Genomic DNA, 13254 nt, shown 5'->3' with positions numbered 1-13254 from the left:
GGTTTTCAGCGCGAAAGCAGTGCACTGAATGCACCAGGAGCCCAATGTGGGAGCGAGCCTGTTATGTGCATGGCAGATGATTCAAACCTGGCGCCGGACTCTTGTGGGAGCGAGCCTGCTCGCGAATACGGAGTGTCAGTCACCGAATAAATTGACTGGAACGGCGCTTTCGCGAGCAGGCTCGCTCCCACAGGGGCGGGGGAGATGTGTGGTGCTTATTCGCCGCGATAGATGCAGCCGCTGGTGCACGTCTCATGAATGCGGATCGCGCTGAGTTCCGGCAGCAATGGCTTCATCTCATTCCAGATGAATTTGGCCAGCACTTCGCTGGTCGGGTTTTCCAGGCCAGGAATGTCGTTCAGGTAGTTGTGGTCGAGGCGCTCATACAGCGGCTTGAAAATCGCTTTGATCTCGGAGAAATCGCGAATCCAGCCAGTGTGCGGGTCGAGGTCGCCGCTCAGGTGCAGCGCGACCTTGAATGAGTGGCCGTGCAGGCGGCCGCACTTGTGGCCGTCCGGGACGTGCGGCAGGTGGTGGGCGGATTCGAAAGTAAACTCTTTGAAGATTTCCACGGTATTTTCGGCTCTGTTCAGATGGCGTTCGCCGCAGCGATTCGGGCAGGCGGCGAGTTTATCAGCTTGTCTTTGGCCGTGCTGACTAAAGGGTCAGCAAGCGGTCGGCGAGGCGACCGTTGGCCGTCAGCTCGAGGAATTCGTCACCCAGTCTCCGGCTCTCGTCCATCGCCGCGTGCCAGTATTTCTGCCGGCCCGGCGCATCGCCCATGAAGCGTTTGAAGTCGTTGCGATCGGGCAGTTTGCCGTAGGGCAGGCGCGCCAGATATTCCTTCGATGGCGCGACCAGCAGCACATCCTGCAGACGCTGCACCGAAGCGCGGCGCCATGGCAGGGTCTTGTCGAACCAGCCGGGAATCACCCGATCGGTGAAGTGCGGATAGAGCACGATGCCGTCGCCGCTGTAGGGCAGGTCGAGGTGGTAGTCGAGCAAACCGCCGTCACGGAACGTACCCGCGCCGGCGCCGGGCAGGTCACGCACGCCTTCCATCACCATCGGAATCGACCCGGAAGCGAGCAGGGCCTGGCGCAGGTTGCCGGTATTGAGGGCAACGAAACGCGAGGGGAAATCCGTCAAGGCATCAAGCGGCGGGGCCAGGCGCGGATCGTGAATGATCAGCCGCTCGAAGTGCCGCGACAGCCGTGCACGGCCGCGCAGGTTGTCGGCGATCACCGAACCCAGTGCCAGACCGAGGCGCCCGCGATGGTCTTCGGCGAGGCGGCCCTGGCTTTTCACCACCATGATGTTCAAGCGGTAATCGGCGTTATCGAGGATGCTCGCATCGCGGCCGTCGAGCAGGTCATTGAGCATGCGCTGCGAGCTCTGGCTGATCTCGGCCATGGTCACGCCTTTGTTGAAATGCTGCTCGGCGTACAGCTCACCGAGGCGGCGAATGCCTTCGGTGGCGACCGGCAGGCAGGCGCTGGCGAAGCGCCAGGAACCCACCGAGGCGCCGATCAGCGAACGCTCACGCGGCGCACCCGGCAGCCACTCGCCGAACAACGCCAGATCCAGCCCCTGAATCCCCAACGCCTTCGGCCCACCGGCCGCACCGGGCAGGGTGCCGACGTCTGCGGCGTGCAAGCCCTGCGCACGAATCCGCGCCATGGCCCGTGGGCCGGCCTTGAGGGTGAGGGCGGGAAACTTGATGTGGATGGCGGTCATACCGGTCTCGATCGTTAGCAAGCTGGCGATTATAAGCACATGTTGCAGGCCCATGTCGGAGTGAGCCTGCCCCACAAGGGGGGCAGACGCAAACCAGTGTGGGAGCAAGCCTGCTCGCGAAAGCGGTGGGTCAGAAACATCGTTGCAGCTGACACTACGCCTTCGCGAGCAGGCTCGCTCCCACAGGGGTGCTTGCCAGCAATGGGGCACAATGATGGCCATTCAGTTTCAGTTAAGTTGACCTCGCTATGGTGCCCACCTTAAGCAACATATAAGAATTCGGAGACACCATGAAAACCCTGACTGCCCTGACCACTGCCTCGATCCTCGGCCTTGGCGCCAACACTGCGCTGGCGCGCGATCTCGGGCCTGACGAAGCGCTTCGTTTGCGCGACGCTGGTACTATCGTCTCCTTCGAGAAGCTCAACGCCATCGCGCTGGAAAAACACCCCGGTTCGGAAATCACCGAGACCGAGCTGGAGGAAGAGTACGGCAAGTTCATTTACCAGATCGAACTGCGCGACCCGAAAGGGCTGAAGTGGGATCTGGAGTTGAACGCGGTCGATGGTGAAGTGCTCAGGGATCATCAGGATACGTAATGAAGCTGAATAGTCGCGCCACCCGCCTGACGGCGCTGGCGCTGGTGTTGTTGTGCAGTACGGCCATGGCTCGCGACCTCGATCAGGACGAGGCGCTGGCCCTGCGTCGCGATGGTGTGATCCTGCCGCTGGAGCAAGTGCTGCAGCAGGCCATGGATCGCTACCCCGGCGCCAAACTGCTGGAAGTCGAGCTGGAAGAAAAACACGACGTGTACATTTACGAAGTCGAATTGCTGACGGTCGAGGGCGTGGCGCGCGAGCTGCACCTGAAGGCCGATACCGGCGAGTTAGTCAAAGACAAGGAAGATTGATCGATGCGTTTGCTTCTGGTGGAAGACCACGTACCGCTGGCCGACGAATTGCTCGCCGGCCTGCAACGCCAAGGCTACGCGGTGGATTGGCTGGCCGATGGCCGTGACGCGGTGTATCAGGGCAGCAGCGAGCCCTATGACCTGATCATCCTCGATCTCGGCCTGCCCGGCGTGCCGGGGCTGGACGTGCTGGCGCAGTGGCGCGCCGCCGGTCTGGCGATTCCGGTGCTGATCCTTACCGCGCGCGATTCCTGGGCCGAGCGCATCGAAGGGCTGAAAGCCGGCGCTGACGATTACCTGACCAAACCGTTCCACCCGGAAGAACTGTACCTGCGCATTCAATCGCTGCTGCGCCGCTCCAAGGGCCAGGCCAACCAGCCGACCCTGCAAGCCGCCGGCCTGCATCTGGACGAAGGCCGCCAGTGCGTGGTTCGCGACGGCGCCGACATCCAGCTGACCGCCGCTGAATTCCGCCTGCTGCGTTATTTCATGCTGCACCCCGAACAGATCCTCTCGAAAAGCCACCTCGCCGAACACCTCTACGACGGTGAGACCGAGCGTGACTCCAACGTCCTCGAAGTCCACGTCAATCACCTGCGGCGCAAGCTCGGCAAAAGCGTGATCGAAACCCGTCGCGGTCAGGGATACCTGTTCGGCGGACAAGCTTCATGAGATCAATCCAGCGCCGTTTGAGCCTGGGTCTGATCAGCGTGATGGTGGTGGTCGGTCTGGTGCTGGCGCAAACCAGCCTGTGGTTGTTCGAAGTCGGTTTGCAGCGCTACCTCGAAGCCGGCCTGCGCAACGACAGCGAAAGCCTGCTGGTTGCGCTGGTGCGCGGCCCGCAAGGTCTGCAACTGGATGAACGGCATCTGTCGCCGGCCTATCAGCGGCCGTTTTCCGGGCATTACTTTCGCATCGATTTCTCCGACAGCCACTGGCGTTCGCGCTCGCTGTGGGATCAGGAACTGCCGCTGCTGCAACACCCGGGGCTGCACAGCAACCTGCAACTGGGCCCGGGCGGGCAACGCTTGCTGATACTGCGCTCGGACTATCGACGCCTGGGTCAGTCGATCTCGATCAGCGTCGCCCAGGATTACACGCCGGTCAGCGACAGTTTCCAGCGCATGCGCCAGATCGGCCTCGGCCTCGGGCTGGCGGCGTTGCTTCTGATTCTGTTCCTGCAACGCCTGACCGTACGCCGCGCCCTTAAACCGCTGGAACGCGCGCGCGAGCAGATCGCTCAGTTGCAGCAGGGCCAGCGCTCGCAACTCGACGATCAGGTGCCGGTGGAGCTGGAACCGCTGGTGGCGCAGATCAACCATTTGCTCGCCCACACCGAAGACAGCCTCAAGCGCTCGCGCAATGCCTTGGGCAACCTCGGCCACGCGCTGAAAACCCCGTTGGCGGTGCTGCTCAGCCTGGCCTCCAGCGACAAGCTCGATGACCATCCCGAGCTGCGCAGGATCCTCAAGGAACAACTGGAGCAGGTGCAGCAGCGCCTCAATCGCGAACTCAATCGCGCGCGGTTGTCGGGGGATGCGCTGCCCGGCGCGTTGTTCGATTGCGATGCCGAGCTGCCGGGGTTGCTGGCGACCTTGAACATGATTCACGGCGAGCATCTGGCCTTGAGCTACGTCGCACCGCCGGGTTTGCAACTGCCGTGGGACCGCGAGGACTTGCTCGAACTGCTCGGTAACCTGCTCGACAACGCCTGCAAATGGGCCGATGCCGAAGTGCGCTTGAGTGTGATCGAAAGGTCTGACGGCTTTGCCCTGAGCGTGGAAGATGACGGTCCGGGGATTCCCGAAGAGCAGCGCACTCAGGTGTTCAGCCGTGGCACGCGGCTGGATGAGCAGACCCACGGGCATGGGCTCGGCCTTGGGATCGTGCGGGATATTGTCGAAACGTGGGGTGGTTTGCTGGTGTTGGGCGAAAGCGAGTGGGGCGGGTTGAAAGTGGTGATTGAACTGCCTCGGCGGTGAGCCCTTGAAAAGCCCCTCACCCTAACCCTCTCCCAGAGGGAGAGGGGACTGATTGTGTTGTTCTTGAGAGATGCACCCACTTGAAATCCGAGTCGAACTCAGGACTTGAATGGCATGAAGATCGGCTCCCTTTCCCCCTCGCCCCTTGGGGGGAGAGGGCTGGGGTGAGGGGGGATTGGAACTGACACCCCGCACTTGTGCATCAAACGCGAAACTGATCCATCAACCGCTGCTGCTGATTCGCCAGGCTGTTGAGCGACTGGCTCACGCGCGCCGATTCATTGGCCTGCCCGGACAGCGACTCGGTCACATCGCGAATCGTTGCCACGTTGTTATTGATCTCTTCAGCCACTGCGCTCTGCTCTTCGGCAGCACTGGCGATTTGCAGGTTCATGTCGCTGATCACCGTCACCGCATCGCCGATCTGCCGCAACGCCGTGACAGCCTGACCCACCTGCTCAACGCTGCCCTGGGCCTGACGATGGCTGTTGCCCATCGCACCGACCACTTCCTGCGTGCCGTTCTGCAATTGCTCGATGACCTGGCGGGTTTCCTCCACCGACTCCTGAGTGCGGCGCGCGAGGTTGCGCACTTCATCGGCGACCACAGCAAAACCGCGTCCGGCTTCACCGGCACGGGCGGCTTCGATGGCGGCGTTGAGTGCGAGCAGGTTGGTCTGCTCGGCGATGGCGCGGATGGTCTCCAGCACCGTGCCGATCTTCTCACTGTTGGCGGCCAGGCCTTCGACCTGGACCATCGCTGCGCTCATGTCGGCGGCGAGGGTGTCGATGCTCGCGGTGGTGTGGTCGATCACGGTCAGACCCTGGCGGGTGGCGCGGTCGGCGTCCTTGGCGGCTTCGGCGGCCTGGGCGGCACTGCGCGCGACGTCCTGGGCGGTGGCGCTCATTTCGTGGGAAGCGGTGGCGACCTGATCGACCTGACGGTATTGCTGCTCCATGCCGGCGCTGGTCTGGGTGGCGATGGCTGAGGACTGGTCGGCAGTGTTGCGCGCGTCCTGCACCGAGCGCTTCACCTCGGCGATGATCGGCTGCAACTTGTCGAGGAACTTGTTGAACCAACCGGCCAACTGGCCGAGCTCGTCCTGCTTGTCGTAGGCCAGACGCCGGGTCAGGTCGCCTTCGCCGCTGGCGATGTCTTCAAGCATGTGCGCCACACCGAGGATCGGCTTGGTCACGCTGCGCGCCATCAGCCACACCAGCAACAGACCGATCAGCGCGGCGAACAGGCCCAGGCTCAGTTCGATCAGCGTGCCTGAGGTATTGCTCGCATCCAGTTGCTGCTTGAGCGCTTCGGCGCGGCTGACCAGGACTTGCTCCGGCACATCGAGCAACACGCCCCACGCCGGTCCGTCGGGAATCGGCTGGAACGGCGACAGCACTTTCAACTGGCCGTTGCTGTGCAGGCTGCTCACGCCAGTGCTCGAGGCGAGCAGGCGCAGCAACTCGCTGCCGCTGGCCTGATCCACCGCATCCAGGCGCTGGCTGAGTTTGCCGGCATCCGGGCTGTAACCGGCGAGCAGGCCGGCGGGGCTGACGATACTGACGGCGGTCTGACCGTCGTAAAGCTTGCGGCTGGCGTTCTGGCTGATCGCTTGCAGGCTATTGAGGTTGATGTCGACCGACAGCGAGGCGATGACTTTGCCATTGACCTGCAGCGGGAAGACGATGCTGGTCATCAGCACTTTGTGGCCGTCGATGACATAGAAGTACGGCTCGATCACGCAGGGTTTGAGCGTGGTGCGCGGGCAGGTGAACCAGGCGTTGGCGGCCTGACCGCTGGGGCCGGTGCTGGTGTCGCTCATGTCGCTTTCCGGCAGCGCCATCGAGGTGACTTTGCCCGGGGTCGGCTGCGACCAGTACAGGGCAAAACGGCCCTTGTCGTTGCTGCCCAGTTCAGCCTGATCGGCGAACAGTTCGTCCTTGCCGTCCAGCGCATTGGCTTCGAACACCAGCGACAGGCCGAGCAGGTCCGGGTTGGCTTGCAGCGCGGATTTGACCTGACGGGTCATGTCCTCGCGCAGATCGAAGGCATCGAGAAAGCGCTTCTCGGCCTGCTCACGCAAAAACAGTACCTGCCGCGAGAAACCGTGGCCGTACTGATAGGCGTCCATGAATTGCTGACGAATGCCGGCGGCCTGCACTTCACCTTGCGACTCGATCCGCGCCTGCGCCGACTCGGTGAGCATCTCCATGCTCGAGGCCTTGACCAGCGCCGAGCTGTGTTCCATGCGATACAGCGAAAGACCGACCAACAGGGTCACGATACCGGCCAGGCAGAGGCCGGCGAGCAGGGTGATTTTCCATTGGATGGAAAGTTGTCTGAGCGACATGGAAAACATCCTTATCCGATAAATATCTGAGACTTTGCACTGTAGCGGCCGCGTTTCGGCTTTCTTTATGCCGTGAGCGCAATATGACCGATTGCCGCATGCGGGGCCTGTGGTCCTGTGGTCCTGTGGTCCTGTGGTCCTGTAGTCCTGTGGCGAGGGGATTTATCCCCGTTCGGCTGCGAAGCAGTCGTGACACCTGCGTACAGGGTTGATTTAAAGTTTGCCGGGGGCGGCTTCGCCACCCAACGGGGATAAATCCCCTCGCCACAGAGCTTTGACACCGCCGCCACTCTGCGGCACAGTGCGCGCCCTCTAATAAGACCCTCTGTACACCTCCGCCGGCCAACCCCGGGCGGACTCATCCTGTCTGGCGGTGTGTTTTCACCCGCAGTGTTTTTTGAGGTAGTGAAATGAATGCAGTCATAGCAGCCGTCGGCGTCATGCTGATCCTCAGCCTGTCGCGCGTGCATGTGGTGATCGCGCTGATCGTCGGGGCGCTGGTCGGTGGCCTGACCGGCGGTCTGGGCATCGACGCAACACTCAAGGCGTTCAACAGCGGCCTGGGCGGCGGCGCGACGGTGGCGTTGTCCTACGCCTTGCTCGGCGCTTTCGCCGTGGCGATTGCCAAATCCGGTCTGGCCCATGCGCTGGCCGACAAGGCCCTGGCCATGGTGGATCGGCAGCACGCAACCGGCGGCGGTAACGTCAAATGGCTGCTGATCGGCCTGCTGTGGGTGGTGGCGATTGCCTCGCAGAACATTCTGCCGATCCATATCGCGTTCATTCCGCTGCTGGTGCCGCCTCTTCTATATGTACTGACCAAGCTGCAACTCGATCGCCGTCTGATCGCCTGCGTCATGACCTTTGGCCTGATCACCCCGTATATGTTTCTGCCGGTGGGTTTCGGCAACATCTTCCTTAACGAAATCCTGCTGGCTAACGTCGCCCGCAGCGGCGTCGACATCAGCGGCATCAATGTCACCCACGCCATGGGCATTCCGGCGCTGGGCATGGTCTTCGGCCTGGCGATGGCGTTCATCAGCTACCGCAAGAAGCGCGTGTATGACCTGGCGAAGATCGAACAGGTCGAACAGACGGCGGTGCACTACAACCCGTTGAGCCTGATGATTGCCGGTGTGGCCATCGCTTCGGCATTCGTGGTGCAGTTGCTGCTGGACTCGATGATTATCGGCGCTCTGGTCGGCTTCCTGATTTTCTCGGTGTCGGGCATCGTCAAATGGCGCGAGACCGATGACCTGTTCACCGAAGGCATGAAAATGATGGCGATGATCGGCTTCATCATGATCGCCGCCTCAGGTTTTGCCGAAGTGATGAAAGCCACCGGGCAGGTGCAGACGCTGGTCGAATCGTCGGCGGCCTGGATCAATCACAGCAAAGGCGTCGGGGCTTTGTTGATGCTGCTGGTGGGCTTGCTGGTGACCATGGGCATCGGTTCGTCGTTTTCCACCGTGCCGATTCTCGCAGCGATTTTCGTGCCGTTGTGCGTGCAACTGGGCTTCAGCCCGATCGCCATCGTCTGCATCGTTGGCACTGCCGGTGCGCTGGGCGATGCCGGTTCACCGGCCTCGGACTCGACCCTCGGCCCGACCTCCGGCCTGAACATCGACGGCCAGCATCACCACATCTGGGACACCGTCGTGCCGACCTTCCTGCACTACAACCTGCCGCTGCTGGTGTTTGGCTGGATCGCGGCGATGGTTCTCTAAAAAATCCACAATTGCCCCATGTGGGAGCGAGCCTGCTCGCGAAGGCGTCGTGTCAGTCGACACACAGGTTGCTGAGCCAACGCTTTCGCGAGCAGGCTCGCTCCCACAGGGGGGGCGGCGATGTTTCAAGACTCAACTTTTGCCCCGGCGTGCCGTTAAAGCCTTTAACCACGCCAACAAAATCAAAAGAGTGAGTCCCCCGATGCGCCTGAGTCTCAAGGCTAAAGTCCTGTCCCTTGCCGTTCTGCCGGTGCTGCTCTTTGCGCTGGTCATCAGCGTGACCACGCTGTTCATCCTCCAGGAACAGGCGCGCAAGGAGGTCGAACAGACCCGCGAGCGGCTGCTCAGCGACGCCAAGGCCACCCTGCAAAGTTACGTCGCCGTGGCCATGACCACGATCAAACCGCTGTACGACGCCGCCGCACCGGGCGATGACGCGGCGCGGGCGCAAGCGATCAAATTGCTCTCGGGCATCCGCTACGGCAAGGATGGCTACTTCTTCGGCTACGACTCCGAGACCGTGCGTCTGTTCAAGGCCAACGACCCCGACGGCGTGGGCAAAAGCTTCAAGGACAACCGCGATCCGAACGGCGTCTACGTCAACCTCGGCCTGGTCAAAGTGGCCAAGGACGGCACCCACTATCTGCAATACAGCTCACCGCTGCCGGGTAACGCCAAGGTGCTGGTGCCGAAACTCGGCTACACCGAATACCTGCCGAAGTGGGACATGGCGGTCGGTACCTCGGTCAACCTCGACGGCATCGAAGCGCAAGTGGCGCAGGTCGAGGCGCAAGTGCAGGAGCGCGTGCAAGGCGTGGTGCTGAGCATCGTCGGCGTTGCGGTGCTGGTGCTGTTGGTGATCGCGGCGGCGGGGATGCTGCTGGCCAACACCATTCTGCGCCCGCTGACCCTGATGAAAGCCAACCTCGATGATATCGCGGCGGGCGAGGGCGACCTGACCCGGCGCCTGAACATCACCAGTCAGGACGAACTCGGCGAACTGGCCGGCTCGTTCAATCGTTTCGTCGACAAGATCCACGGCCTGGTGCGGCAGATCACCGAGATGACCACGCAACTGACCGGTCTGGTCACCCAGGTCTCGGAACAGGCGCAGCGTTCCGATCAGGCCATGGAGCGTCAGCGCCACGAAACCGATCAGGTCGCCACGGCGATCAACGAAATGTCCGCCGCCGCCCAGGAAGTCGCCAAGAGCGCACAGAACGCCGCCGTCGCCGCTCAGCAGACCGACGAAGAAGGCCAGAGCGCCAAGCGCGTGGTCGCGGGCAGCATCAAACAGATTCATGCGCTGGTCGACGACATCCGCAACAGCGGCGTGTCGCTGGACAGCCTGCAGCAGGACGTCAGTTCGATCGTCGGCGTGCTTGGGGTGATCCGTTCGATTGCCGAGCAGACCAACCTGCTGGCGCTCAACGCCGCGATCGAAGCGGCGCGCGCCGGTGAGGCCGGTCGTGGCTTTGCGGTGGTTGCGGACGAAGTACGCGCACTGGCCAGCCGCACGCAGATCAGCACCCAGGAAATCCAGGGCATGATCGACCGCTTGCAGGCCGGCACGCAGCAGGCGGTCGAAGCGATGCGCCGTTCCAGCGAGGCCGGCGACGGCACTTCGCAGCAAGCCAATCAGGCCGGCGCGTCGCTGGACGCGATGGCGCAGTTGATCGCCACGATCAACTCGATGAACGCGCAGATCGCCAGCGCAGCGGAAGAGCAGACGGCCGTGGCCGAAGAGATCAACCGCAGCGTGCATCAGATTGCGGTGGCGGTGGACAGCGTCGCCGATGAAACGCAACTGGGCGCGCAAACGTCGCGCAGTCTGGCGGAGCTCGGGCAGCGGTTGGGCAAGCTGGTCGGGCAGTTCCGTATCTGATGGCCTGAAAAGCCCCTCACCCTAGCCCTCTCCCATAGGGAGAGGGAACCGATTGGGGAATATTGGGGGATTACGCCGACCTGAAAGTCCTGCTTTGAATCCATAGTCGACGCGGTTTTTCAGGTCGATGCAGTAGGTGGGACACCTCGGTCGGTTCCCTCTCCCTCAGGGAGAGGGCTAGGGTGAGGGGGCTCTTGATCTTCAGGCTCTGTCCCAATAAGGAATCTCGCCAAAGCACTCGACAAAAAAATCAATCACCGTCCTCACCTTCACCGACAACCGCCGACTCCCCGGCCACAGCACCGCGATCTGCTGAGGTTCCAGGCTGTTCGACACCTGATACTCCCTCAGCACCGGCACCAGCGTGCCTTCGCGCACCGCTTCGCCAATCAGCCACGACGGAAACATCACCAGCCCGAGGCCTTGCTGAGCGGCCTGGGTCAGGGTGTCGGCGTGGTTGCCGGTGATCGGGCCTCTGACCGTGTATGGCGTCCAGTCCTCGCCGTCGCGGCGGAAAAACCAGCGCTGCTGACCGGCCGCGCCTTTGTAGGCCAGGCACTGATGTTGCGCGAGTTCGTCCGGGTGCTGCGGCGTGCCGTGGCGTTTGAGGTAGGCCGGGCTGGCGGCGACCTGAAAACGGTGCGGCGCCACAATGCGTGCCTGCATGCTCGAATCGTGCAGCGCGCCGATGCGAAACAGCAGGTCGGCGCCTTCCTGTAGCGGGTCGACGTAATGGTCGGTTTGCTGGATATCCAGTTGCAGCTTCGGATAGCGCGCGCAGAGCTCGCCCAGCCAGGGCGTCAGATGGCGTTGGCCAAACACCACTGGCGCGTTGATGCGCACCAGTCCGGTGGGTTCGCTTTGCTGTTCCTGCAACGCCTGTTCGGCCTCTTCCAATTGCACCAGCAGTAACCGCGCATGGTGGCCGAGCGTGCGCCCGGCTTCGGTCGGGGTGACGGCGCGGGTGTGGCGGTAGAGCAATTGCTGGTTCAGCGCCTGTTCCATCAACTGGATCTGCCGCGAAATCGAGGAGGGCGCGACCCCTTCGCGGCGGGCGACTTCGGAAAAACTGCCGTGGTCGAGGACCGCCACAAACAGCCTTAACGCTTTGAATCCGAGTTCGTTGAGCCCGTGCATGCCGTGTCTCGCTGTGCGTGTTGCGCAAAAGTGTTGTCCGGATGCTCCCATTTATCGCACAGCGGCGCCAGCCGATAATCCGCGCCATTGTTTTTGAGCGTGGAAGGTTATGTATGCAGACGTTGGATGAAGGGGTGGTTGCTGCACCGGTGAAAAAATCGGTGTTGCGTCTGCTGTTGCTGCCGCTGGTGATTCTCGCTGGCATGGGCTTGTCGGTAGAAGCCGGATTGCTCGGGCCGCTGGGTGAGCAGGTCGGGCATTTGTGGGCGACGTTGAGCATCTTCGGCGTGGGTTCGGCGATCCTGTTTTTGCTCTTGCTGTTCGCCGGCCCACAGAAAGGTCCGGCGCTGACCGAGTTGCCGCGCTGGCAGTTGATCGGCGGGTTTCTCGGGCCGATCTACGTGGTGGTGCTGACGCTGGCGACGCCGCATATCGGCATTGCCATGACGATGATCGCGATTTTGTCCGGTCAGGTCGGCAAGAGTGTGCTGATCGACCATTTCGGCTGGTTCGGCGCGACGCGCAAGAAGGTCAACGGCGAGCGCTGGCTGGCGTTGGGCTTGATTGTGGTGGCTTTGGTTCTGATTGCGCGGGGGTGAGTGATGGGTCTGGTGATTTTGTTGGTGGTGGTGGTATTGGCCGGTGCGGTGTTGAGTGTGCAGGCCGCGATCAATGGGCGTCTGGGTGAAACGGTGGGGGTGCTGCGTAGCAGTCTGCTGACCTTTGCGGTGGGCGCGGTGGTGACCGGGTTGTTGATTCTGTTTTTCGAGCCGGCGCAGGCGGTGAGTCTGCTTGAGGTGCCGAAGTGGCAGTTGACCGGGGCGCTGTTTGGTGTGGTGTACATGATGGTGATGGTTGGCGCGGTGCCGGTGGTCGGAACGGCTGTGGCGACGGTGGCGGTGATTGTCGGGCAGTTGGGGATGGGGATGTTGATCGACAATTTTGGCTGGTTGGGGAATCCGGCGATCGGCTTGTCTCCGAGTCGGATGTTGGCGATGGTGTGCCTGGCGGTGGCTTTGGTGTTTATGTATCGGAGTTCGCGGCAGGCGCAGTGATTTTATTTGTTTGACTGTGTACATATCCGTTGCTGCGGGTGTTGCTGATTACGGTTCCGCTCTTACAGCGGGTCACTTTTTCAGACGCCAAAAAGTAACCAAAAGGCTTGGCCCCGGCGTTCGGCCCGCTCGCTGGGGCTCGGGGTTCCTTCGCTGCGGGACCGATCCTGGCGCAGCGGCTCCGGTTTGCTTCGCTGCACCTACACTCGCTGTGTTTGGCTGCGCCAAACGGTCGCTGCGCTCCCACGCCCGGATCAATCCCTTCGCTCAGCCTGCCGATGGGGCCGGCACGGCAAGATCAAGGGCGGTACGCGAGCTTGCGCTCATTGTGTGTAGGAGTTGCCGAAGGCTGCGATCTTTTGCTTTTGCTGTTTTGTTGGAGCGAGCCTGCTCGCGAAAGCCATCTCTGCGTCGCCCAATCTCTCAACAGTTGGTCAGCCTGCAACACCACCTTCTACACTGTCCCTTACG

12 protein-coding genes and 2 pseudogenes are annotated in these 13254 nt (G+C 62.2%); 9 read left to right on the top strand and 5 right to left on the bottom strand.

The genetic code is table 11. The annotated features are described in order from the left end of the window. Positions 1-215 precede the first annotated feature (215 nt). Positions 216-572, bottom strand: coding sequence for a 6-carboxytetrahydropterin synthase QueD (queD, locus tag AB4N73_RS12385; protein WP_460143514.1), 357 nt, complete (start codon positions 570-572; stop codon positions 216-218). Between the two features lie 85 nt (positions 573-657). Next, complete coding sequence (locus AB4N73_RS12380; RefSeq protein WP_460143513.1) at positions 658-1737, bottom strand: patatin-like phospholipase family protein; 1080 nt, start codon at positions 1735-1737, stop codon at positions 658-660. Between the two features lie 290 nt (positions 1738-2027). Here AB4N73_RS12380 and AB4N73_RS12375 point away from each other — a divergent pair, with 290 nt between their 5' ends. From AB4N73_RS12375 to AB4N73_RS12360, 4 genes are read left to right on the top strand one after another with little or no spacing between them, the layout of a single operon-like run. Further along, positions 2028-2336, top strand: a complete 309-nt coding sequence (locus AB4N73_RS12375) for a PepSY domain-containing protein (RefSeq protein WP_016775414.1) — start codon at positions 2028-2030, stop codon at positions 2334-2336. Beyond that, complete coding sequence (locus AB4N73_RS12370) at positions 2336-2647, top strand: PepSY domain-containing protein (RefSeq protein ID WP_016775413.1); 312 nt, start codon at positions 2336-2338, stop codon at positions 2645-2647. Before AB4N73_RS12375 ends, AB4N73_RS12370 begins: the two co-directional genes overlap by 1 nt. A gap of 3 nt (positions 2648-2650) precedes the next feature. Then, complete coding sequence (locus AB4N73_RS12365; RefSeq protein ID WP_016775412.1) at positions 2651-3319, top strand: response regulator transcription factor; 669 nt, start codon at positions 2651-2653, stop codon at positions 3317-3319. After that, positions 3316-4629, top strand: a complete 1314-nt coding sequence (locus AB4N73_RS12360; RefSeq protein ID WP_150741221.1) for a sensor histidine kinase — start codon at positions 3316-3318, stop codon at positions 4627-4629. The genes AB4N73_RS12365 and AB4N73_RS12360 overlap by 4 nt, the downstream gene beginning before the upstream one ends. A 202-nt stretch (positions 4630-4831) precedes the next feature. Here the strand turns inward: AB4N73_RS12360 and AB4N73_RS12355 are convergent, their stop codons facing one another. Together AB4N73_RS12355 and AB4N73_RS12350 are read right to left on the bottom strand one after the other, a co-directional pair. Then, a complete protein-coding gene (locus tag AB4N73_RS12355; protein ID WP_370593523.1) occupies positions 4832-5587 on the bottom strand; it encodes a methyl-accepting chemotaxis protein in 756 nt (251 codons plus the stop codon). Between the two features lie 102 nt (positions 5588-5689). Continuing rightward, positions 5690-5836 (bottom strand): annotated as a pseudogene (locus AB4N73_RS12350) (HAMP domain-containing protein); the annotation flags it as partial. 1553 nt (positions 5837-7389) lie between these two features. Here AB4N73_RS12350 and AB4N73_RS12345 point away from each other — a divergent pair. The 3 genes and pseudogenes from AB4N73_RS12345 (at position 7390) to AB4N73_RS12335 (ending at position 10591) form a co-directional block, all read left to right on the top strand. Then, positions 7390-8706, top strand: a complete 1317-nt coding sequence (locus tag AB4N73_RS12345; RefSeq protein ID WP_206421852.1) for a Na+/H+ antiporter family protein — start codon at positions 7390-7392, stop codon at positions 8704-8706. A gap of 202 nt (positions 8707-8908) precedes the next feature. Then, positions 8909-9733, top strand: a pseudogene (locus AB4N73_RS12340) (cache domain-containing protein); the annotation flags it as partial. Positions 9734-9769: 36 nt separating this feature from the next. Beyond that, entirely contained in the window at positions 9770-10591 is an 822-nt protein-coding gene (locus tag AB4N73_RS12335) for a methyl-accepting chemotaxis protein (protein WP_370695145.1), read from the top strand. A 201-nt stretch (positions 10592-10792) separates the two neighbouring features. Here the strand turns inward: AB4N73_RS12335 and AB4N73_RS12330 are convergent, their stop codons facing one another. Next, entirely contained in the window at positions 10793-11728 is a 936-nt protein-coding gene (locus AB4N73_RS12330) for a LysR family transcriptional regulator (RefSeq protein ID WP_095182150.1), read from the bottom strand. 113 nt (positions 11729-11841) lie between these two features. Between AB4N73_RS12330 and AB4N73_RS12325 the strand changes: the two genes are divergently transcribed. Further along, complete coding sequence (locus tag AB4N73_RS12325; protein WP_457262626.1) at positions 11842-12327, top strand: DMT family transporter; 486 nt, start codon at positions 11842-11844, stop codon at positions 12325-12327. 3 nt (positions 12328-12330) lie between these two features. After that, positions 12331-12783 carry a DMT family transporter gene (locus tag AB4N73_RS12320; RefSeq protein WP_041477232.1) on the top strand — a complete coding sequence of 151 codons (453 nt, stop codon included), beginning with the start codon at positions 12331-12333 and terminating at the stop codon, positions 12781-12783. Positions 12784-13254: the final 471 nt, after the last annotated feature.

It is taken from the genome of Pseudomonas sp. S3_B08 (assembly GCF_054667725.1).
The sequence above is the reverse complement of the archived record's forward strand: the minus strand, read 5'-3'. Positions and strand labels throughout refer to the sequence as shown.